General features: G+C 72.6%; 17 protein-coding genes and 1 tRNA gene. 10 read left to right on the top strand and 8 right to left on the bottom strand.

Going from position 1 to position 21,301, the window contains the following annotated elements:
• Positions 1-5 precede the first annotated feature (5 nt).
• Both ACPCK6_RS12155 and ACPCK6_RS12160 read left to right on the top strand, forming a co-directional pair.
• Entirely contained in the window at positions 6-350 is a 345-nt protein-coding gene (locus ACPCK6_RS12155) for a hypothetical protein (protein WP_423481152.1), read from the top strand.
• Entirely contained in the window at positions 334-1,485 is a 1,152-nt protein-coding gene (locus tag ACPCK6_RS12160; RefSeq protein ID WP_396881204.1) for a cupin domain-containing protein, read from the top strand. The genes ACPCK6_RS12155 and ACPCK6_RS12160 overlap by 17 nt, the downstream gene beginning before the upstream one ends.
• Positions 1,486-1,528: 43 nt before the next feature.
• Here the strand turns inward: ACPCK6_RS12160 and ACPCK6_RS12165 are convergent, their stop codons facing one another.
• The 8 genes from ACPCK6_RS12165 to ACPCK6_RS12200 form a co-directional block, all read right to left on the bottom strand.
• A complete protein-coding gene (locus ACPCK6_RS12165) occupies positions 1,529-3,526 on the bottom strand; it encodes a LuxR C-terminal-related transcriptional regulator (protein ID WP_423481153.1) in 1,998 nt (665 codons plus the stop codon).
• Positions 3,527-3,634: 108 nt separating this feature from the next.
• The gene (locus ACPCK6_RS12170; protein WP_423481154.1) at positions 3,635-4,606 is read right to left on the bottom strand and encodes an ABC-2 membrane transporter-related protein; all 972 of its coding nucleotides are present in this window, start codon (positions 4,604-4,606) and stop codon (positions 3,635-3,637) included.
• Positions 4,603-5,502 (bottom strand): ABC transporter ATP-binding protein, encoded by a 900-nt coding sequence (locus tag ACPCK6_RS12175; RefSeq protein ID WP_423481155.1) that lies wholly within the window; start codon positions 5,500-5,502, stop codon positions 4,603-4,605. Before ACPCK6_RS12175 ends, ACPCK6_RS12170 begins: the two co-directional genes overlap by 4 nt.
• Positions 5,499-5,894, bottom strand: a complete 396-nt coding sequence (locus ACPCK6_RS12180) for a GntR family transcriptional regulator (protein ID WP_423481164.1) — start codon at positions 5,892-5,894, stop codon at positions 5,499-5,501. The genes ACPCK6_RS12175 and ACPCK6_RS12180 overlap by 4 nt, the downstream gene beginning before the upstream one ends.
• Before the next feature lie 130 nt (positions 5,895-6,024).
• Positions 6,025-6,096, bottom strand: a tRNA-Arg gene (locus ACPCK6_RS12185).
• Positions 6,097-6,172: 76 nt separating this feature from the next.
• Entirely contained in the window at positions 6,173-6,868 is a 696-nt protein-coding gene (locus tag ACPCK6_RS12190; RefSeq protein WP_135241822.1) for a winged helix-turn-helix domain-containing protein, read from the bottom strand.
• A gap of 552 nt (positions 6,869-7,420) precedes the next feature.
• Complete coding sequence (locus ACPCK6_RS12195) at positions 7,421-8,095, bottom strand: DUF305 domain-containing protein (protein ID WP_396881208.1); 675 nt, start codon at positions 8,093-8,095, stop codon at positions 7,421-7,423.
• Positions 8,096-8,105: 10 nt separating this feature from the next.
• The gene (locus ACPCK6_RS12200; protein WP_423481156.1) at positions 8,106-8,942 is read right to left on the bottom strand and encodes a thioredoxin-like domain-containing protein; all 837 of its coding nucleotides are present in this window, start codon (positions 8,940-8,942) and stop codon (positions 8,106-8,108) included.
• Positions 8,943-9,040: 98 nt separating this feature from the next.
• Here ACPCK6_RS12200 and argS point away from each other — a divergent pair, with 98 nt between their 5' ends.
• From argS to thrB, 8 genes are all read left to right on the top strand, one after another.
• Entirely contained in the window at positions 9,041-10,708 is a 1,668-nt protein-coding gene (gene argS / locus ACPCK6_RS12205; RefSeq protein WP_318335501.1) for an arginine--tRNA ligase, read from the top strand.
• Positions 10,709-10,710: 2 nt separating this feature from the next.
• Positions 10,711-12,096: a diaminopimelate decarboxylase gene (gene lysA / locus ACPCK6_RS12210; RefSeq protein WP_396881210.1), complete on the top strand. Its 1,386-nt coding sequence runs from the start codon at positions 10,711-10,713 to the stop codon at positions 12,094-12,096.
• Positions 12,093-13,397: a homoserine dehydrogenase gene (locus ACPCK6_RS12215; RefSeq protein WP_357209797.1), complete on the top strand. Its 1,305-nt coding sequence runs from the start codon at positions 12,093-12,095 to the stop codon at positions 13,395-13,397. Before lysA ends, ACPCK6_RS12215 begins: the two co-directional genes overlap by 4 nt.
• Positions 13,398-13,509: 112 nt before the next feature.
• Entirely contained in the window at positions 13,510-14,559 is a 1,050-nt protein-coding gene (gene thrC, locus ACPCK6_RS12220) for a threonine synthase (protein ID WP_135241817.1), read from the top strand.
• A gap of 231 nt (positions 14,560-14,790) precedes the next feature.
• Positions 14,791-18,036, top strand: a complete 3,246-nt coding sequence (locus ACPCK6_RS12225; RefSeq protein WP_423481157.1) for an efflux RND transporter permease subunit — start codon at positions 14,791-14,793, stop codon at positions 18,034-18,036.
• A gap of 114 nt (positions 18,037-18,150) precedes the next feature.
• Positions 18,151-18,972: a polysaccharide deacetylase family protein gene (locus tag ACPCK6_RS12230; RefSeq protein ID WP_423481158.1), complete on the top strand. Its 822-nt coding sequence runs from the start codon at positions 18,151-18,153 to the stop codon at positions 18,970-18,972.
• A gap of 9 nt (positions 18,973-18,981) precedes the next feature.
• Positions 18,982-20,226: an MFS transporter gene (locus tag ACPCK6_RS12235; protein WP_396881214.1), complete on the top strand. Its 1,245-nt coding sequence runs from the start codon at positions 18,982-18,984 to the stop codon at positions 20,224-20,226.
• 64 nt (positions 20,227-20,290) lie between these two features.
• Positions 20,291-21,193, top strand: coding sequence for a homoserine kinase (thrB, locus tag ACPCK6_RS12240; RefSeq protein WP_423481159.1), 903 nt, complete (start codon positions 20,291-20,293; stop codon positions 21,191-21,193).
• Positions 21,194-21,301 lie beyond the last annotated feature (108 nt).

The following is a 21,301-nucleotide window of genomic DNA, read 5'->3' on the forward strand; positions in this document are numbered from 1 at the left end:
TTCCGATGAATAGCGCGATCGCGTTATTCACCTGGGGGATCCGATTCGGCAGCATCGAAATTGCGTCTCGACGGCGAGACTCGAAGCCGAAGGAGGCCGAGCGCATGTTCGTGCTCCCCGTCGCCAGAATCCGCGTCACGTTCTACTCGATCGCGGCGCTGGCCGTCGCCGGAGTCGCCACGAATGCTCCGGTCTGGAGCATCGCGGCGTCGCTGTTCCTCTGTGTCGCGATTCCGCTCGCGGTGGCCTTCCAGGGCCCGGAACACCTGCGGGCGTTGTTCGTCCCGTTCCGGGCCGCCGAGCCGGCGGCCCTCACCCGGAAGGACATCCGTCATGCCCAGATCCACTGATCCGGTCGGCAAGAAACCGCCGACGGGCACCGCGATGGTCGGTACGGTCCCGCGCAACCCGGCGATCGACGACACCCACCCGGACTTGGTGAACCCGCCGTCGACCGACCACGGCCTCATGCCGAACCTGGTGTTCCCGTTCTCGCTGGCGCACACCCGCCGGGAGAGCGGCGGCTGGACCCGGGAGGTCACGAACCGCCTGCTGCCGATCGCCCACGACCTGGCGATCGTGAACATGAAGCTCGACCCCGGCGCCTATCGGGAACTGCACTGGCACATCCAGTCCGAGTGGGCCTTCATCCTGTCCGGCAGTTGCCGGATCGCCGCGGTGGACCAGGAGGGACGCAACTTCCTGGAGGACGTCAAGGCTGGCGACCTCTGGTATTTCCCGGCCGGTATTCCGCACCACATCCAGGCGTTCGAGGAGGGTGTCGAGTTCCTGCTCGTCTTCGACGACGGGTGCTACTCCGAGGACGGGACGTTCCAGCTCACGGATTTCTTCGCGCACGTGCCCAAGGAGGTCATCGCCAAGAACTTCGGCTGGACCATGCAGCAGATGGCGAACTTCCCGGCGGAGTCCGAGCGGTACATCTTCCCGGGGCAGGTTCCGCCACCGCTGGCCGAGGACCGGGTCTTCAGCCCCACCGGCGACGTGCCCCGCACGTTCAAGCACAGCCTGCTCGCCCAGACACCGGAGAGGTTCGAGGGCGGCAGTGTACGGATCGCCGACTCGAGCAACTTCGCCGCGGCGGTCACCACCACCGCCGCGCTGGTGGAGATCGAACCCGGCGCGATGCGGGAACTGCACTGGCACCCCAACGGCGCGGAGATGCAGTACGTGATCTCGGGCAAGGGGCGGATGGGTGTCTTCGCCAACCACGCCACGGCCCGCACCTTCAACATGGCGACCGGCGACGTCGGCTACGTGCCGATCTCGATGGGCCACTACATCGAGAACATCGGCGACAAGCCCTTCGTCTACCTGGAGTTGTTCCGGACCGCGAAGTTCGAGGACGTGTCACTCGCGCAGTGGCTGGCGAACATCCCGCCGGAGGTCGTCGCCGACACGATCAACGTGCCACGCGAGCTGATCGAGGCGCTTCCGAAGACGAAGAGCCCGCTGCAACGGCACTGACCACGCGGTGCGGCGCGGGCGCCACAGGTCGTGGCGTCCGCGCTCAGCCGTGGTCCCGCGACTCCCAGACCAGCGCCAGCTCCACCCGGTTGTGGACGCCGAGCTTCGCGTAGATCGACCGCAGGTGGGTGTCGACGGTGTGGAACGAGACGAACAGGTCCCGGGCCGCCTCCTGCTTCGTCATGCCGACCGCGAGCAGCTCGGCCACCCGTACCTCGGCGGGGGTCAGCGCGGCCACGGCCGGGCGGCAGCCGTCGTCGCCCGCCGGGCTGTCGTGTTCCCGTGTACCGCCGGCGCCCATCCGCGTGTACATCGCGTCGGCCTCGGCCAGCAGGTCGAACGTTTCCGCCGTCGGCAGGCCGGGCGACCGCGCCAGGTCGTGCAGCGCGTCTGCCAGGGCCGGCCGGGCGGACGTGGTCCGGAGCAGCCGTACCGCCGCGCGCAGCGCCGCCGGATCGCCGGTCAGCAGCCCGTCGGCCTGGTGCGCCACCCCGCGCCAGAGCGCGTTGTTCGCCAACCCGGCGGCCCGCTTCAGGTGGTCGGCGAGGGCCTCGGCGCGGTGCCGGTCACCCAGCGTCAGCGCCGCGCGGACCAGTCGCGGGCCGTGGTGCGGCACCAGCAGCAGGGGAGCCATCGAGCGGTCCGGCATGGCGAACGCGCCCTCCAGGAGCGCGGCGTGCCGGCCCGGCTCCGGGTCGCCGGCGGCGGCGCAGCCCAGCCGGAACCACTGCGTGTCGTCGGGCCAGCCCACGACGGGGCGCTCGTCCGCCAGCAGCTCCCGGGCCGCGGTCACCTCGCCCCGGCGCAGCAGCACCTCCACGACCGTGGCGAGCAGATCCACCCGTGCCTGCGCCGGCAGGGTGCCACCGCGTCCGGTCAGCGCGAGCCGGGCCCGGGCCTCGGCCTCGGCCAGTTCGCCGGTCGTCAGCCGCAGGACGCAGTCCAGCGCGGTCACCAGCGGCTGCGCCACCGCACCCAGCGTGTCGATCTCGGCGGCGACGCCGTCCAGCGCGGTCGCCGCGTCGACGTACCGGCCGAGCGCGATCTGGTTCGCCACCCGGTCGACGCGCAGGAAGATCGCCTGCGTACGGGCGGCCGGCTCGCCCGCGTCCACCTCCCGCAGGATCCGTGCGGCGCGGGGCGGGTCGCCGGTGGCGGTGGCCCGGGACGCGTTCGCCAGGGCCAGCCGGATACCGCCGCCGGGGGAGGGGCTGCGCTCGTGCGCCCGCTCCGCCGCCGCCACCAGCTCGGCGGCGTCGGGATGCCCGAACCGGGCCGCCTGCGACGCCAGCATGGTGAGCGTCCAGCTCCGCCCGGCGGCGTCCAGCTCCTGGTTGAGCGCCCGCCCGAGGTACGTCAGGGACAGCGAGGGACGCTGCGTCGCGTAGTAGGCCCCGAGCCGTCCGAACAGCATCGCCCGCTGCCGTGGCCCGTACCTGTCGGTGGCGACCTCCCGATGCAGCATGCGCAGCGTCTCGTCCACCCGGCCGGCCAGGTAGAGGTTGTCGGCGACGTCGACCAGCCAGGTCATGCGCTCGTCGGCCGGGCCGGGTGCCGGGGCGGCCAGCAGCAGGTCCGCGGCGAGGCTGGGTCCGACCGCCGGGTCGGCCGCCAGCCGCGTGGCGAGCGCCCGGGCGGACCGGCTCACCGCCGGCAGGACCCGCAGGAGCTGCCGGGCGGCCTGGGCGGGGCGCCCGGCGTCGGCGAGCACCTCGGCGGCCGTCTCGCGCAGCGCCTGGCGCACCGAGGCCGGCGTGTCCCGCAGGACGTCGTCGCGCAGCGCGATCGAGGCCAGCCGCAGCCCGGCCGCGGTGTCGACGAGGAACCCGCGCGCGATCAGCTCCTCCACCGTCGCGTCGATCGGCTCGTCCGGCGTGCTGCCGGTGCGTTCGGCCACCGCTTCGAGGAACCACAGGCCGCAGGGGGCGTCCGCGACGGCGACGCCGCGCAGGATCCACCGCTGCGCGGTGGTGAGCGACGAGGGTACGCCGGTGTGCATCTTGGGGCGGTTGGGCAACGGCGTCTCGGGCAACTGGCTCACCTTCGCAGGTGCTGGGGTTCGACCCGTTCACCGCGAGGTTAGCCAGGTCACGCCCTGCCCATCCGCGAATCGGGGGACAAAGGTGAAAGCGGTTCGCCCGCCCGGTGGCTAGATCATCCGGCGTCGGACCCGCCGGACCACCACACCGATCAGGATCGCCGCGACGGCGACGAACACCGCCGCCTCGATGAGCTGGAACGTCCAGAACCGGTCCGCCGGGTGGTAGACGCCGAACTGCTGGACGCCGCGCGCGTGCAGGAACTGGTTGAGGTTGGTGCCGGCCCGGTCGGCGGCGTCCGTCAGCTCGGCGTACTCGACGCTGCTCAACGGGCGCCCGGTGGCGTCCGCGTAGCCGCGTTCGATCACCCAGTCGGCGACGCCCGGCTGCTGCCCCGCCCGGTCCGTCGAACCGCCGGCGGGGACCGGCGCCGTGGCGGTGAGCGGTGTGGCGTACGCGGGACGGGCCAGCAGCGCCACAGTCATCCGGGCGGCGAGGAACGCTCCGAACGCGACGCCGAACGCGGGCAGGCTGCGCCGCAGGATCGCCCCCGCGGCGATGGCGACGCCGAACGCGAACAGCGCGTACGCCACCGGGACGAGTCCCTCCAGGTCGAAGGCGTCGTACTGGAACCGTCCCTCCCACGCGTCGAACGGCTGACGGAACCAGGTGAGCACCGCGGTGAACATCCCGGTGAGCGCGACTGTGACGCCGCCCAGTGCCGCGAGCTTGGCCGCCAGCCAGCGCATCCGCGGCACGGCCTGCGTCCAGGCGAGCTGCCAGGTGCCGTCCTCCAGCTCGCGGGCGAGCAGCGGCGCGCCGAGGAACGCGCCGATGACCACGGGGACCAGGTAGAAGGCCGCCAGGAGGTTCTCGACGTACCCGTACTCCTCGTCGAGCCGGCGGAAGGAGGCCGTGCAGGCCGCGTCGACGCCGGCCTGGCCCGCGCACCGGGCGGGACCGCCGGGGAACAGGTCGTGGGCCTGCGTCCCGAGCACGAGCAGTGCGACGCCGAACAGGCCGACGAGCAGACCCAGGACGCAGACCTCGGTCCGGTGCTGACGCCAGATCAACCAGGTCATGCCGGCACCCCCGGCGTGACCGCGGCGCCCGGCTCGGACGGCCGGCGCAGGTACGCCAGCACCAGATCCTCGAGCGCGATCGGCTGGGCCTGCCATCCGGGCGTGGCCGGGAGCCCGCCGTCGCGTACCAGCAGGGTCGTGTGCCTGTCGCTGTGGACGGCCTCCACGACGGCGCCGGCCCGGTCGAGGTCGTTGGCCGTACGCGGGCCGACGAGCAGCCGGTGCTCGGCGAGGAGGGTGTCGATGTCGCCGGTGAGCGTGACCCGGCCCTGGTTGAGGACGACCAGGTGGTCGCAGACGCGTTCCAGTTCGTGCACGACGTGGGAGGAGAACAGGACTGTCACCCCGCCCTCGGCCACCGCCCCCATGAGGACCTGCAGGAACTCGTGCCGGGCCAGCGGGTCGAGGCTGGCCACCGGCTCGTCGAGGACGAGCAGGTCCGGCCGCTTCGCCAGGGCCAGGGCCAACGCGACCTGGGCCTGCTGCCCGCCGGAGAGCGTGCCGGTCCTGCGGTCGAGCGGGATGCCCAGCTTCGCCAGCCGGCGCTCGGCCAGCTCCTGGTCGAACCGCCTGTTGCAGGACCGGCCGAAGCGGAGCATCTCGGCGACGGTGAAGCGCTTGTACAGCGGGTGGTCCTGGGCCAGGAACCCGATCCGGGACAGCGTCTGCGGGGTGCTCGCCGTGACGTCCCGGCCGAGGACCTCCACCGTGCCGGTGCTCGGTGCCAGCAGCCCGACGACCAGGCGCAGCAGCGTCGTCTTGCCCGCGCCGTTCGGCCCGACCAGGGCGATCACGCCGCCCGCCGGCAGGGCCAGGGTGCAGTCGCGCAGCGCCCAGCCCTTCCGGTACCGCTTGCCCACAGCGTCGGTGCGCAGCGCGAACCCGGTATCCGTCACGCCACGTCCTCGTTCCTCGTCTGCCGGCGGACGGAGGCGAACAGTGCGTCGACCGCCTGTTCGTCGAGGCCGGCCGCGTAGGCGCGGCGCAACCAGGTCTCCAGGCCACGGCGCAGCGACGTGTACGTCGACGCCGACATCGCGGCCGACTGCTGTTCGGTGACGAACGTGCCCTGGCCGGGCCGGCCGGTGACCAGGTTCTCCTGCTCCATCTGCCGGTACGCCTTGGCGACGGTGTTCGGGTTGATCGCCAGGTCCTCGACCACCTCGCGGATGAGCGGGAGGCGGTCGCCGGGTTGCAGGAAGCCCAGCAGCACCGCCTGGCGGACCTGCTGGACGAGTTGCAGGTACGGCGGCACGCCGGAGTGGGTGTCGAGCCGGAAGACGAACACGGTGCTCCTCACTGCTTAACTAGTAACGTAGTAAAGCAGCGGACGAGCGGTCAAGGGAGCGGACGCGTCCGGGAACGGGACGAGCCCGGCAGCCAGGGCGGCTGTCGGGCTCGTGAGGTCTTCTGTGAGGTGCCCCCGGCAGGATTCGAACCTGCGCTCCCGCCTCCGGAGGGCGGTGCTCTATCCCCTGAGCTACGGGGGCTCAGCGACCCGAGAAGAGTAGCAAACCCCCTCCCGGATCACCGAATCGGTACCCCCGCGAGTCGATCTTCGTCGGATCAGGCCGCGGCGACGGCGCGACCGCAGCTCGGCAGCGGGTGCAGCACGACCCGTCGGGGCAGCCGGCGGGGCCACTCGTTGCGCGGCCACGAGCCGTCCACGATCAGGTGCACGGTGCGTTCCTCGGCGCCGCTGAGCCGCAGCACGAAGTCCCGGGGCAGCGGCGGGTCCACCGACGGCGTGGTCACCATGAACCGCACCCGTCCCCGCGAGGAGACCGCCGACACCACATCGGCGGCGGGCATGGTGCCGCGCAGGCGTACCCGGCCGATCCAGTAGACCTCCGCGGCGTGCTCCTGGGCCGCCCGCGTGATCGCCGGGTACTCGCTGCGTACCCAGCGCTCGACCGCGCCGACGCACAGGCCGCAGGCCCGCTCGCGCGGCTCGCGCGGCCCCAGACCCCAGGCCCGGAGGTACGCCCCGACAGTGCCGGCGTCCATCGCCAGCCCGAACCGGCGCTCGATGAGGGTGGTCAGGCTCTGCCGTGTCCAGAGCTCCTCGTCGAGGCCGAACTCGTCGGGGTGGACTCCCCGGAGCACGTCGATGAGTTCGAGTTCCTGTTCGCGGCTGAGCGTTCCCGGCTCGCCCTGCCGCAGTCCGCGACGGACGGCTGCCACCGCTCCGTCACCGCCGATGGTGTGGCGTCGGCACCAGCTGGTCACCGACCGCCCTGCGTCTCTGAGTGCAACCCCCACGTCTTGGGCAACGAGCCCGAATCGCAACTGGTCACGATATGTGGGTAGAAAACTCTCCAACCTCCACAATGACCCGTTAACCCCAAACCGTTACAAACACCCAAACCGGGACATCTTACCCTGCATCAGCCAACCCTCGCGTGGGCGCGCCGCCCCACTCGACCGCCCCGCCCGCCCGAGCACCTCACCCGTTGTTGATCGACTCCACTTCGCCGAAGTGGCTGCATCGCACCCACCCCGACCCGACCACCTCCCCGAGCTGGTGTCGATCAAGCACGGAACCGGAAGCGCGCACGCGTGAGGCGGCGAGGATGCCCTGTCGGGCCGACCCCGGGCCGCCCTTGCCTCCTGCTTCCGCGATCTTGCACTCGCGGCCCTCCTATAACGGGGCGAATCCGGCAGCGCTGGGGCAGTTAGTGCAAGATCGCCGGGGCCGGGGCCGGGGCCGGGGCCGGGGCCGGGGCCCGGGGCCGGGGCCGGGTGTGGGGACGGGGGAGGCCCGGTGCCCCTGGGAAGGGGACCGGGCCTCGAGATCGTGCGGGGCGGCGGGTGTTACGGGGTGCCGCCCAGGCGCTTCAGGGCGGCGTTCAGGTTCGTCAGGTCGTTCTGCTGGGTGTTCTTCATGATCTGGGCGACCGCCAGCACGTCGTCGTCGTGCCCCTCGTCGAGGATGCCGTCGATCATGTGCACCCCGCCGATGTGGTGGCGGATCATCATCTGGAGGAACAGCACGTCGAACTCGCGGCCGCTCGCGCCGCGCAGCTTCGCCATCTCCTCCGGCGTCGCCATGCCCGGCATCAGGCCGTTCTTGACCAACCCGCCGCCGTCCTTCATCCACGCCATCGGCGCCTGCTCGCCGGTCGGGTCCAGCTTCCAGGACCGCAGCCAGGTCTGCATGGTGCCGATCTCGCCCTGCTGGCCGGTGGCGATGTCCACGCCGACCTGGCGTACCTCCGGGTCCTGGCCCTGGCTGAACGCCAGCAGACCCATCGCCACGGCCTGGTTGTGGTGGGCGGTCATGTCCCGGGCGAACCCGGCCTCCGCCGAGTTCTCACCGGGACGGGTGAGCGTCGGCGTGAGCAGACCGCCCGCGTACCCGAGGACCAGCCCGGCCACGAGGGCGGCGACCACCGCCAGCAGGCCGTAACGGCGCACCGCGCCCCGGCCGCCCTGGTCGGCGGCCGGAGCCTCGTCCAGTTCGCTGTCGGTGGTCACCGGAGCGGTCATCGCGGCGTCCTCACTGGGTGGGCTGCTGGGGCATGGTGTTCTGCAGGTTGTCCCGCGGGGTGGTGCCGGTGGCGGTGACGCCCTGGTCGCAGAGCGCGTTCGGGCCCTCGATGGAGGCGTTCACCCGCAGGGTCTTGATGAAGTCGTCGATCCGGCCGTCGTCGGCGTTGTCGACCTTGAGCTGGTAGCCCCAGGCCTGGAGCGAGATCGGCTTGTCCAGCCCCTCGAACGGGCTGAGCATCGTCTTCTCCTTGCCCTGCACCTTGCTGCGGAGCTTCTCCACCTGGTCGGCGGGCAGGTCCGGGCGGTAGGTGATCCAGACGGTGCCGTGTTCCAGGCTGTGCACCGCGTGCTCGTTGGCGATCGGGGCGTCGTAGACGTCACCCATGCAGTTCTGCCACGCCTGGTTGTGCGGGCCGCCGACCGGCGGGAGGATGTCGTACTTGATCGCGCCGGGCTGGTGGTTGCCGCCCTTGACCAGGTCCTTGTCCTTGGCGCGGTAGTCGACGATGCCGTCGATCGCCTCGGCCCGCTTCTGCCACGGCTGGCCGCCCTGGTAGACCGCCCAGGCACCGACGCCGATGATGCCCACGGCCAGGACGCCGACCGCGACGAAGAGGGCGATCGGGCCCCACGAACGGCCCTGGCTCACCTTCACCGGGGCGACCGGCTTGCGGCCCTTGCCCCCGGCGCCCTGCCGTGGCGTGCCCTTGCCGCCCCCGGCCTTGCCCGAGCCGGCCTTCACGGCGGGCTTGTCGGCAGCCGCGGGCCGGCCGGCGGCCGGCTTCTTGCCGGTGCTGACCACGGTGGGACGGCGCTCCGGGCCGCCCGGGGTGCTGATGCTCATCGTGCCTCGTCAGGTCGGTCGGTCAGGGGAGCGCGGGGCCGGTTCACATGCTGGGTCGCCTCCGCGGTGCCCGAGTCTACCCCCGATAACATGGTTCGGTGACTCCCGCAGAACTCGCCGAGGTCGTCCTCGCCGCAGCCCACGCCGTCTTCGACGAGCGGGGACTGGACCGCGCCGCGCTGCCCGCGCAGACCACCGTCGAGCGACCCCGTAATCCCGATCACGGTGACTACGCCTCGACGCTGGCGCTCCAGCTCAGCAAGAAGGTGGGCGTACCGCCGCGGGATCTGGCGACAGCGCTGGCCGACGAACTGGCCAAGGCGCCGGGGATCAAGTCGGTGGAGATCGCCGGTCCCGGCTTCCTGAACATCCGCCTGGACGCGGCCGCCGCCGGCCAGCTCGCCAAGGTCATCGTCGAGGCCGGTCCGGCGTACGGACGCAGCGACACCCTCGCCGGTCAGCGGATCAACCTGGAGTTCGTCTCGGCGAACCCGACCGGCCCGGTGCACATCGGCGGGGTCCGCTGGGCGGCCGTCGGCGACGCGCTCAGCCGCCTGCTCCGCGCCACCGGCGCCGACGTGGGCACGGAGTACTACTTCAACGACGCCGGCTCCCAGATCGACCGGTTCGCCCGGTCGCTGCTGGCCGCCGCGAAGGGCGAGCCCGCGCCGGAGGACGGCTACGGCGGCGCGTACATCGCGGAGATCGCCGCCGAGGTGGTCCGGCTGCGGCCGGACGTGCTCGACCTCAGCGAGGACGCCGCCCAGGAGGTGTTCCGGAACGAGGGCGTCCAGCTCATGTTCGCCGAGATCAAGTCGTCGCTGCGCGACTTCGGGGTGGAGTTCGACACCTACTTCAACGAGAAGGACCTGCACGACGGGGGCGCGCTGGACGCGGCGCTGGACCGGCTGCGGGAGCAGGGGCACGTCTTCGAGTCCGAGGGCGCGACCTGGCTGCGCACCACCGAGTTCGGCGACGACAAGGACCGGGTGCTGCGCAAGTCCAACGGCGAGTGGACGTACTTCGCCGCCGACTGCGCCTACTACCTGAACAAGCGGGAGCGCGGCTTCGACCGGGTCGTGATCATGCTGGGCGCCGACCACCACGGCTACATCGGCCGGATGAAGGCGATGTCCGCGTGCTTCGGCGACGACCCGGCGCGCAACCTGGAGATCCTTATCGGCCAGTTGGTCAACCTGGTCCGCGACGGCGCCCCGGTGCGGATGAGCAAGCGGGCCGGCACCGTGGTCACGCTGGAGGATCTGGTCGACGCGATCGGCGTGGACGCGGCCCGGTACGCGCTGGCCCGCTACTCGGCCGACTCGCCCATCGACATCGACGTGGAGCTGTGGACCCGGGCCAAGAACGACAACCCGGTCTACTACGTGCAGTACGTCGCGGCGCGTACCGCCGGTGCGGCCCGCAACGCGGCCGAGATCGGGCTGACCCGTGGCGACGCCGCCGCGTTCCAGCCGGAGCTGCTCGGCCACGACAAGGAGAACGAGCTGCTCAAGGCGCTCGCCGAGTTCCCCGCCGTGGTGGCGACCGCCGCCGAGCTGCGCGAGCCGCACCGGGTGGCCCGCTACCTGGAGGAGAGCGTCGCGCAGGCGTACCACCGGTTCTACGACAACTGCCGGATCGCCCCGCAGGGCGACGAGGAGATCACCGACACCCACCGGGCGCGGCTCTGGCTCAACGACGCCACCCGGGTGGTCATCGCCAACGGCCTGCACCTGCTCGGGGTGTCCGCGCCGGAGCGGATGTAGACATGCGCGCTCACGAGGCAGGCGCACTGCACGGTGAGATCGGCAATCGGGGGCCGGCGTGGCTGCGTACCCCGGTGGACGTCAACGCCCTGGTGCCGCAACTGTGGCCGCGCAACGTGGCGCGCGGCCCCGGCGGCGCGCTCACCGTCGCGGGCCTGGACGTCCGCGACCTGGCCGCCGAGTACGGCACCCCGGCGTACGTGCTGGACGAGGACGATCTGCGCGAGCGGTGCCGCGAGTTCCGCGCGGCCTTCCCGGACGCGGACGTCTACTACGCCGGCAAGGCGTTCCTGTGCCGCGCCGTGGTCCGGATGATCGCCGAGGAGGGCATGTTCCTCGACGTCTGCACCGGCGGCGAGCTGGCCACCGCGCTGTCGGCCGGGATGCCTCCGGAGCGGATCGGCTTCCACGGCAACAACAAGTCGGTGGCGGAGCTGACCCGGGCGGTCGACGCCGGCGTGGGCCGGATCATCGTCGACTCGTTCACCGAGATCGACCGGCTGACCGAGCTGGCCCGCGAGCGCGGGGTACGCCCGAAGGTGCTGGTCCGGGTCACCGTCGGCGTGGAGGCGCACACCCACGAGTTCATCGCCACCGCGCATGAGGACCAGAAGTTCGGCTTCTCGCTCGCGGGCGGGGCCGCCGCGGCGGCCGCGTTCAAGATCCTCGACGAGGACGTGCTGGAGCTGCGCGGCCTGCACTCGCACATCGGCTCGCAGATCTTCGACGCCAGCGGCTTCGAGGTGTCCGCCCGCCGGGTGCTCGCCCTCCAGTCGCAGATCCGCGACGCCCGGGGCGTGGAGCTGCCCGAGCTGGACCTGGGCGGCGGTTTCGGCATCGCGTACACCACGCAGGACGACCCGGCGTCGCCGCACGACCTGGCGAAGCGGCTGCGCAAGATCGTGGACGGGGAGTGCGCGGCGGAGAACCTGGCCGTGCCGCACCTGTCGGTCGAGCCGGGCCGCGCGATCGTCGGCCCGGCGGTGTTCACGCTCTATCAGGCCGGGACCGTGAAAGACGTGGACGGCCTGCGGACGTACGTGAGCGTGGACGGGGGGATGAGCGACAACATCCGTACCGCGCTCTACGACGCCTCGTACTCGGCCACGCTGGCGAACCGCACGTCGGCCGCACAGCCGATGCTCGCCCGCGTGGTGGGAAAGCATTGTGAGTCCGGGGACATCGTGGTGAAGGATGAATTCCTGCCCGCTGACGTGCAGCCCGGAGATCTTGTCGCGGTGCCCGGCACCGGGGCCTACTGCCGGAGCATGGCGAGCAACTACAACCATGTCCCGCGGCCCCCGGTCGTCGCCGTCCGCGAAGGTCGGGCGCGGCTGATCGTCCGCCGGGAGACCGAAGACGACCTGCTGGCATTGGATGTGGGATGACCTCACCGGTTCGCTTGGCGCTGCTCGGCTGCGGCACTGTCGGCAGCGACGTGGTCCGGCTGCTGCACGAGCAGTCGGAAGACCTCGCCGCCCGGATCGGCGCCCCGCTGGAGATCGCCGGGATCGCCGTACGCCGGATCGGCCGTGACCGCGGCGACCTGCCTGTCGACCCGGCGCTGTTCACCACCGACGCGCTCGGGCTGATCAAGCGCGACGACGTGGACGTGGTGGTCGAGGTGGTCGGCGGCATCGAGCCGGCCCGCGGCTGGCTGGTCGAGGCGCTGCGCGCGGGCAAGAGCGTGGTCACCGCCAACAAGGCGCTGCTCGCCGAGGACGGCGCCGCGCTGCACGACGCCGCCGCCGAGGGGGGCGCCGACCTCTACTACGAGGCCAGCGTCGCCGGGGCCATCCCGCTGCTGCGCCCGCTGCGCGAGTCGCTGCACGGCGACCGGATCACCCGGGTCACCGGCATCGTCAACGGCACCACGAACTTCATCCTCTCCGCCATGGACTCCACCGGCGCCGGGTTCGCCGAGGCGCTGGAGGAGGCCACCGAGCTGGGGTACGCCGAGGCCGACCCGACGGCCGACGTGGAGGGCTTCGACGCCGCCGCGAAGGCCGCCATCCTCGCCTCGCTGGCGTTCCACACCCGGGTGACCGCCGCCGACGTGCACCGCGAGGGCATCACCGAGGTGACCGCCGCCGACGTGGCCAGCGCCAAGGCGATGGGCTGCACGATCAAGCTGCTCTGCATCGCGGCCCGGGGCGTCGACGCGCAGGGCCGGGAGACCGTCAACGTGCGGGTGCACCCGGCGATGATCCCGCTGACGCATCCGCTCGCGAGCGTCGGCGACGCGTTCAACGCGGTCTTCGTCGAGGCCGACGCCGCCGGGCAACTCATGTTCTACGGCCGGGGTGCCGGTGGCGCGCCCACCGCCAGCGCGGTGCTCGGCGACGTGGTGGCGGTGGCCCGCAACCGCCTCGCCGGGGTGCACGCGGCGAGCGAGTCGGCGTACGCGGACCTGCCGGTACGGCCGATGGGCGAGGCGCTCACCCGCTACCACATCAGCCTCGACGTGGCCGACCGGCCGGGCGTGCTGGCCGGGGTGGCGGGCGTCTTCGCCCGGCACGAGGTGTCCATCGCCACCGTCCGTCAGGGCCCGGCCGGCGGTGACGCGGAACTCGTCATCGTCACCCACGTCGCGCCCGACGCCGCGCTCGCGGCCACCGTGCGTGAGCTGCGCGGACTCGACATCGTCAGGTCGGTGACGAGTGTGCTTCGGGTGGAGGGCGGCGCGTAACCCACGCGTCCCGCCTGATGGTTAGAGCAGGGTGTGCCGGTGGCCGGGCGGGCAGGCTGGTCCACGCTGTTGGCAGGCCCCGGAGCGGGGCGACAGAGGCGAGGAGCACGACATGTGGCGGGGACTGATCGAGGCGTACCGGGATCGGCTGCCGGTCACCGGGGCGACTCCCGTCGTCACCCTGCACGAGGGCAACACGCCGCTGCTGCCGGCGCCGGTGCTCTCCGCCCGGGTCGGCGCGGACGTGTGGCTCAAGGTCGAGGGCGCCAACCCGACCGGCTCGTTCAAGGACCGCGGCATGACCGTCGCGGTCTCCAAGGCCGTCGAGGCCGGTGACAAGGCGATCATCTGCGCCTCCACCGGCAACACCAGCGCCTCCGCCGCCGCGTACGCGGCCCGGGCCGGAATCACCTGCGCGGTGCTGGTGCCGCAGGGCAAGATCGCGCTGGGCAAGCTGGCCCAGGCGCTCGTGCACGGCGCGAAGCTGCTCCAGGTGCAGGGCAACTTCGACGACTGCCTCGGGCTCGCCGGCAAGCTCGCCCAGGACTACCCGGTCGCGCTGGTCAACTCCGTCAACATCGACCGGCTGCACGGCCAGAAGACCGCCGCCTTCGAGATCGTCGAGGCGCTCGGCGACGCGCCCGACATCCACTGCCTGCCGGTCGGCAACGCCGGCAACATCACCGCGTACTGGATGGGTTACTCCGAGGACCTGCGCGACGGCAACGCCACGAAGGCCCCCCGGATGTACGGCTTCCAGGCGGCCGGCGCGGCCCCGATCGTCACCGGTCAGGTGGTGCCGGAGCCGTCCACGATCGCCACCGCCATCCGGATCGGCAACCCGGCGAGCTGGACGAAGGCCATCGACGCGCGGGACGCCTCGGACGGCCTGATCTCGGCGGTCACCGACCGGGAGATCCTGTCGGCGTACCGGCTGCTGGCCCGCGAGGTGGGCGTCTTCGTCGAGCTGGGCAGCGCCGCCAGCGTCGCCGGTCTGCTCCAGCAGGCCGAGGCCGGCCGGGTGCCGGCCGGGTCGCGGGTGGTCTGCACGGTCACCGGGCACGGCCTGAAGGATCCGGAGTGGGCGATCTCCACCGCGCCGGCGCCGGTGACCATCGCCAACGACGCGCTGGCCGCCGCCCGCTCCCTCGACCTGGTCTGATCTCTCTCCCCGCGACGTTCCCCTTCCTTGATCGACACCGGCTCGGGGACGTGGCGGGATCGGAGTGGGCTGGATGCCGCCACCTCGGCGAAGTGGCGTCGACCAAGGCGGCAACGGACGACCCCCGAACGCCGAAGTGTCATCGGCTGGGGCGGATGCCGGGAGTGTCGGGGCGTGCGGCAGACTCAGACACCTCCCTGCCGGACACCTCTCCAGGAGTGAGTAACGCCGATGTCGCTGCTCGCCAGATTCAGCCTCGCCAACCGGGGGCTGATCGCCCTCGTCGCGTTGGTGACCACGGCCTTCGGCCTGTTCGCCGTGCCGTCGCTGAAGCAGCAGCTCCTGCCGTCGCTGGAGTTCCCCGCCGCGTTCATCGTGGCGACGTACCCGGGCGCCGCGCCGGAGATCGTGGAATCCCAGGTCGCCGAGCCGATCGAGAACAGCCTCAAGGGCATCCCGGGCCTCGACGAGGTCACCTCGACCTCGCGCGAGGGCGCGGCGACGGTCCAGGTGCAGTACGAGTTCGGCACCGACCTGGACGACGTGGTCAACAAGATGGAGACCGCGCTCAACCGGATCGACTCCCAGCTCCCCGAGGGCGTCGACCCGCAGGTCATCGCCGGTAGCACCGACGACCTGCCCGCAGTGGTGGTCGCCGCGACCGGTGACGGCGACGAGCGGGCGCTGGCGGAGAAGCTGCGCAACGCCGTCGTACCGGAGCTGGAGGCGCTGGACGGCGTCCGCTCGGTGGACGTCACCGGCGCGCGCGACCAGGTCGTGACGATCACGCCGGACCCGGCGAAGCTGGCCGCCGCCAAGGTGGCGCCGACCGCCATCGCGTCGGCGCTCAAGAGCAACGGCGTGGCCGTGCCGGCGGGTGCGCTCGCCGACGGCGACCGGTCGCTGCCGGTGCAGGTGGGCACGCCGATCCGGACCATCGACGACCTGCGCGGCATCGTGCTGACCACGGCTCCCGCCGCCCCGGTACGCCTCGGCGACGTGGCCGCCGTGGAGCAGCAGCTCGCCCCGGCCACCTCGTTCACCCGGACCAACGGCAAGCCCAGCCTCGGCATCGCGGTGACCGCCGCGCCGGACGGCAACGCGGTGCAGATCTCGCACGACATCCGGGACCGCCTGGACGAGCTGTCGAAGACTTCCGGCGCCGAGCTGACGGTGGTCTTCGACCAGGCCCCGTTCGTCGAGAAGTCCATCGAGAGCCTGACCACCGAGGGCCTGCTGGGCCTGGTCATGGCCGTCGTGGTGATCCTGGTGTTCCTGCTGTCGGTGCGCTCCACCGTCGTCACCGCGGTGTCCATCCCGCTGTCGGTGCTGGTCGCGCTGATCGTGCTCTGGTCCGGCGACTACTCGCTGAACCTGCTCACCCTCGGCGCACTGACCATCGCCGTCGGGCGGGTGGTGGACGACTCCATCGTGGTGCTGGAGAACATCAAACGCCATCTGGAGTACGGCGAACCGAAGCGCGAGGCGATCCTCACCGCGGTCCGTGAGGTGGCCGGCGCGGTGACCGCGTCCACGCTCACCACCGTCGCCGTGTTCGCGCCGATCGCCCTGGTGGGCGGCTTCGTCGGGCAGCTGTTCGCGCCGTTCGCGATCACCGTGACGGTGGCGCTGCTCGCCTCGCTGCTGGTGTCGCTCACCGTGATCCCGGTGCTGGCGTACTGGTTCCTGCGGCCGCGCGGCGGTGCCGACGACGCCGCCGCCCGGCGGGCCGCCGAGGAGAAGGAGCTGCGCAACCCGTTGCAGCGGGCGTACCTGCCGGTGATCGACTTCGCGACCCGCTCCCGGAAGACCCGCTGGGCCACTGTGGGCCTGGGCCTGCTCGTGCTGCTGGGCACGTTCGGCCTGGCGCAGAAGCTGGAGACCAACTTCCTGGACGACTCCGGCCAGGACACGCTCGCCATCCGGCAGGAGATGCCGGCCGGCACCTCGCTCGCCGGCACCGACCGGGCCGCCGCGCGGGTCGAGGAGGTGCTGCGGCGTACCCCGGGGGTGGAGACCTACCAGGTCAGCGCCGGTGGTGGGGACAACCCGTTCGCCGGCGGCGGCAGCGACCGGGCCACCTGGTCGCTGTCGCTGTCCGACGACACCGACGCCACGGCGGTACGGCAGGATCTGCGCAAGGAGTTCGACGCGCTCGGCGCGGAGGTGGGCGAGCTGACGTTCGGCGGCGGGCAGAACGCCTCCGCCAACCAGGTCGAGGTGGTCGTGCAGGCCGCCGACCAGGAGACGCTGACCCGGGCGGCCGAGGCGGTACAGGGCGCGATGGCCGGCACGCCGGGCGTGGAGGACGTCACCAGCAGCCTGGCCACGCAGGTGCCGCGCGTCGAGGTGACTGTGGACCGGGCGGCCGCGGCCCGCGCGGGTCTCACCGAGGCGGCAGTCGGACAGCTCGTCGCGCAGACGTACCGGGGTGCGCCGCTCGGGCAGGTGACGCTCGACGGCACGGCGCAGAGCGTGGTGCTGAGCAGCGGCGCCCGGCCGCCGCTGACCGTCGACGAGCTGAAGGCGCTGCGGGTCGGCGCGGTGCCGCTGGACGCGATCGCCGACGTCGAGCAGGTCGACGGCCCGCAGCAGGTGACCCGGATCGACGGGGAGCGCAGCGTCTCGGTCACCGGCACGGCGACCGGCTCGAACCTCGGCGCCACCACGCAGGAGCTGCAGAAGCGGCTGGACGCGCTGGACGTGCCGGGTGCCACGTACGTGATCGGCGGCGTCAGCGCCGACCAGGCCGACGCGTTCGCGGATCTCGGTCTCGCGGTGCTGGCGGCCATCGCGATCGTCTTCCTGATCATGGTGGCCACGTTCCGCAGCCTGACCCAGGCGCTGATCCTGCTGATCTCGGTGCCGTTCGCCGCGACCGGCGCGATCGGGCTGCTGCTGGTCACCGGCACGCCGCTGGGTGTGCCGGCGCTGATCGGCGTGCTCATGCTCGTCGGCATCGTGGTGACGAACGCGATCGTGCTGATGGACCTGATCAACCAGTACCGGGCCCAGGGCATGGGCGTGACCGAGGCGGTGGTGGAGGGCGGCCGGCGCCGGCTGCGGCCGATCCTGATGACCGCCGTGGCCACCATCTTCGCGCTGCTGCCGATGGCGCTCGGCCTGACCGGTGAGGGCGGCTTCATCTCCAAGCCGCTGGCGGTCGTGGTGATCGGTGGCCTGCTCAGCTCGACGCTGCTGACGCTGGTGCTGGTGCCGACGCTCTACACGATGGTCGAGCACACGAAGGGCTCGTTCCGGAACCGGCGGCGGGGTGGTGCTCCCGAGCCGGTCGAGCCGCAGCCGGAGCCGGACCCGGTGCCGGTGGCCGCCGGCGGCGGGGAGCGCGCCGAGGAGCGGGGCGTGGTGGCGCCGCCGCCGGCCCGCCCGTCGGGTGCGCTGGTCGACGGCACCGACCAGTTCGAGGTGCTTCGCCTGCCCAAGAGCCGCCAGTCGCCGCTGCCGCCGACCGAGTGACGGACCGGGAGGGGCCCGCGGGCCCCTCCCGGCACCTCGGCGCGCGGGACACACCGGAACCGGGTCGGGCGGTACGCTCGGTGAGCTACTGCCTACTTTCGGTTCGGGGGTGCGATGGCGGGGGGTGTGGGCCGGTGGGATCGGCGTGCCGTGCTGCGCCGCTCCGCGCTGCTGCTCGGCGGGGCCGTGGTCGGCTCGTTCGCGACCGCCGAGAGCACCTGGGTGGCCGATCGGCGGCTCCCGATCGCGGGCGGGCCGGCGAGCGCCACGCTCGGCAACCGGCACCAGGAGGTCGGCACCGGCGGGCTGCAGGTCGTCTGGGGCGTCCGCACCGAGGAACCCCTGGTGGCGCTCACCTTCGACGACGGCCCCCGCCCACAGTGGACCCCGATGGTGCTCGACACGCTCGCCGAGCACCGGGTGCCGGCCACTTTCTTCCTGGTCGGTGAACGGGCCCGCGAGCACGCCGCGCTGGTCCGCGGCCGGATGGACGCCCACGAGGTCGGCAACCACAGCTGGGCGCACCGCGACCTGGCCCGGATGGACGCCGCGACGGTCTACGACGACCTGCGGCGCAGCCACGACGCGATCACGGCGGCCACCGGCTCGGCGCCCCGGCTGCTGCGCCCGCCCTGGGGGCACCTCGGCGGGTCGGTGCTGTACGCGTCGGCCCGGCTGGGCTACCGACTGGTGCTCTGGACGCTTCAGATGGTCGAGAGCGAGTTCCCGCACGACCCGGCCGGCCACGCCCGGCGCATCGTCGCCGACGTGCGCCCCGGAACGATAGTGCTCGGCCACGACGTCGGCAACGACACCCGGCTCGTCGCGCTCCGCGGCCTGCCCGACATGATCAACGGTCTGCGGGCCCGGGGATACACCTTCGTCACGGTCTCCGACCTGCTGCGCCGCGCTGCCGCGACAGGGGCGGCCCGGTAGGGTGCCCGCGTGTCACCCACCCTGTCGGTCCTGGTCCGCAACCGCGACTTCCGCCATCTGTTCCTCGCCGAACTGGTCGTCTTCGGGGCGGACTGGTTCGTCATGGTGCCGCTGCTGGTGCTGCTGCCCGACCTGACCGGCAGCGGCGTCTGGGGCGCGCTGGTGCTGGCGGTGGACACCGGCACGACCGCGTTGCTGCTCCCGTACGCCGGAACGATCGCCGACCGGTTCGACCGCCGCAAGGTGATGATGGTGGCGAACGTGGGCGCGCTGGCCGGGGTGCTGCTGCTGCTCGGCGTGCGCAGCGCCGGTACGGCGTGGCTGGCGCTGGCCGCGATCGCGCTGGTGGCGGTGGCGAAGGCGTTCTACTCGCCGGCCGCCCAGGCCGCGCTGCCGAACGTGGTCGACCCGGAGGACCTGGCCGCGGGCAACGCCGTGGCCGGTTCGGCGTGGGGCACGATGACAGTGGTCGGCGCCTCGCTCGGCGGGATCCTGAGCGCCGCCGCCGGGCCGTACGCCAGCTTCTGGGTCGCCGCCGTCGGCCTGGTCGCCGCCGCGGGCCTGGCCGCGCTGATCCGCCGGCCGTTGCAGGCGCCGCGCGACCCGGCGGCGACGGTGCCGCGCACGTGGGCGGCGATCCGGGAGGCGCTGCGCTACATCGCCCACCGTCCGCGCGTGCTGGCGCTGGTGACTGTCAAGTCGGCGGTCGGCCTGGGCAACGGCGTGCTCACCGTCTTCCCGCTGCTCGCCGGGGTGTACGGGGTCGGCGCGGTCGGCGCCGGTCTGCTCTTCGCCGCCCGCGGCGCCGGGGCGCTGGTCGGCCCGATCATGATGCGCCGGGTGCTGAGCAACCGGGCCTGGCTGCTCACCGGCCTGGCGCTGTCCATGTCGTTGTACGGCCTGGCCTACCTGGGCGCGTCGGTGGTGACCTGGTTCCCGCTGGTGCTGGTCCTGGTGTTCCTGGCCCACCTGGGCGGCGGCAGCAACTGGGTGCTGTCCAACTACGCGTTGCAGGGCGAGGTGCCGGACCGGCTGCGGGGCCGGGTCTTCGCCACCGACATGATGCTGGCGACGCTCGCCATCGCGGTCAGCCAGCTCGTGGTGGCGCTCGTGGTGGACCGGGTGGACGAGCGCACCGTGCTGGCCGGCTGCGGCCTGGTCACCGTCGTGTACGCGATCGGCTGGCGGTTCGCCACCCGGCGGCTCTCGCTCACCGACCCGGTCGACGCGCCGACCCCCGAGCGCACCGCCTGACACGCCGGTCCCACGGTCCGGGCGGTCCGGCCGGGCTGTCGGGGTGACGTCCTAGCATGAGCCGGTGCCGACCACATTCACCACCGGCCCGGTGCGGGTCCGGGTGCCCGCGACCAGCGCCAACCTGGGCCCCGGCTTCGACGCGCTCGGGCTGGCCCTGGGCCGCCACGACGACGTCACGGCCGAGGTGACAGACGGCGGCGTACGGGTGTCGGTCACCGGCGAGGGCGCCGGCGAACTCCCGTCGGACGAGCGGCACCTGATCGTCACCGCCATGCGGGCCACCTTCGACGCGCTCGGCGCGCAGCCGGCCGGCCTGGCGCTCGAGTGCGTCAACCGCATCCCGCAGGCTCGCGGTCTCGGCTCGTCGTCGGCGGCGATCGTGGCCGGGGTGCTGGCGGCCCGCGCGCTGGTTGCCGGCCGCGAGCGGCGGATGGACGACGACGCCGCGCTGCGCCTGGCGGCCGAGCTGGAGGGGCATCCGGACAACGTCGCGCCCTGCCTGCTCGGCGGCTTCACCATCGCCTGGACCGAGCCGGGCGGCGCGCGGGCGGTCTCGCTGCCGGTGGCGCCGGCCGTGCGCCCTACCGTCTTCGTGCCCGCCGAGCGGGGTCTGACCTCGGTGGCCCGGGCGGCGCTGCCGGCCACCGTGCCGCATGCCGACGCGGCGTCGAACGCGGGCCGGGCGGCCCTGCTGGTGCACGCGCTGACCGCCGATCCGGCGCTGCTGCTGCCGGCCACGGTCGACCGGCTGCACCAGGAGCAGCGGGCACCGGGGATGCCGGCCACGGCGGCGCTCGTCGCTGAGCTGCGTGCGGCCGGTGTGGCGGCTGTGGTCAGTGGGGCGGGGCCGACGGTGCTGGCGCTCTCCGAGGTCCCGGCGGGATTCCGGCTGGGAACAGATTGGCGCCGGTGGGAGTTGCCGATAGATGTCAGCGGTGCCCGGGTCATCCGGGGTAGACTTTGACACGCCGAGCGGGGCCCTGTTGCCGCAGGTCGGACGAGGCGATTACGCTCTAGACCTAGCACAGCCGCGAAGCATGCGATCTTCCTGCGGTTCGGCGCACCCCCGAAG

It is taken from the genome of Micromonospora sp. AB353 (genome assembly GCF_049538395.1).
In the GTDB taxonomy this organism is placed as follows: Bacteria; Actinomycetota; Actinomycetes; order Mycobacteriales; family Micromonosporaceae; genus Micromonospora; species Micromonospora aurantiaca.

Bases quoted from the DNA above. Each gene is read 5' to 3' on its own strand.
- thrC (WP_135241817.1), top strand. From the start codon at position 13,510: ATGTGGCGGGGACTGATCGAGGCGTACCGGGATCGGCTGCCGGTCACC.
- ACPCK6_RS12155 (WP_423481152.1), top strand. From the start codon at position 6: ATGAATAGCGCGATCGCGTTATTCACCTGGGGGATCCGATTCGGCAGC.
- ACPCK6_RS12225 (WP_423481157.1), top strand. From the start codon at position 14,791: ATGTCGCTGCTCGCCAGATTCAGCCTCGCCAACCGGGGGCTGATCGCC.
- ACPCK6_RS12195 (WP_396881208.1), bottom strand. From the start codon at position 8,095: ATGACCGCTCCGGTGACCACCGACAGCGAACTGGACGAGGCTCCGGCC.
- ACPCK6_RS12200 (WP_423481156.1), bottom strand. From the start codon at position 8,942: ATGAGCATCAGCACCCCGGGCGGCCCGGAGCGCCGTCCCACCGTGGTC.
- ACPCK6_RS12170 (WP_423481154.1), bottom strand. From the start codon at position 4,606: ATGACCTGGTTGATCTGGCGTCAGCACCGGACCGAGGTCTGCGTCCTG.
- ACPCK6_RS12215 (WP_357209797.1), top strand. From the start codon at position 12,093: ATGACCTCACCGGTTCGCTTGGCGCTGCTCGGCTGCGGCACTGTCGGC.
- lysA (WP_396881210.1), top strand. From the start codon at position 10,711: ATGCGCGCTCACGAGGCAGGCGCACTGCACGGTGAGATCGGCAATCGG.
- ACPCK6_RS12230 (WP_423481158.1), top strand. From the start codon at position 18,151: ATGGCGGGGGGTGTGGGCCGGTGGGATCGGCGTGCCGTGCTGCGCCGC.
- ACPCK6_RS12160 (WP_396881204.1), top strand. From the start codon at position 334: ATGCCCAGATCCACTGATCCGGTCGGCAAGAAACCGCCGACGGGCACC.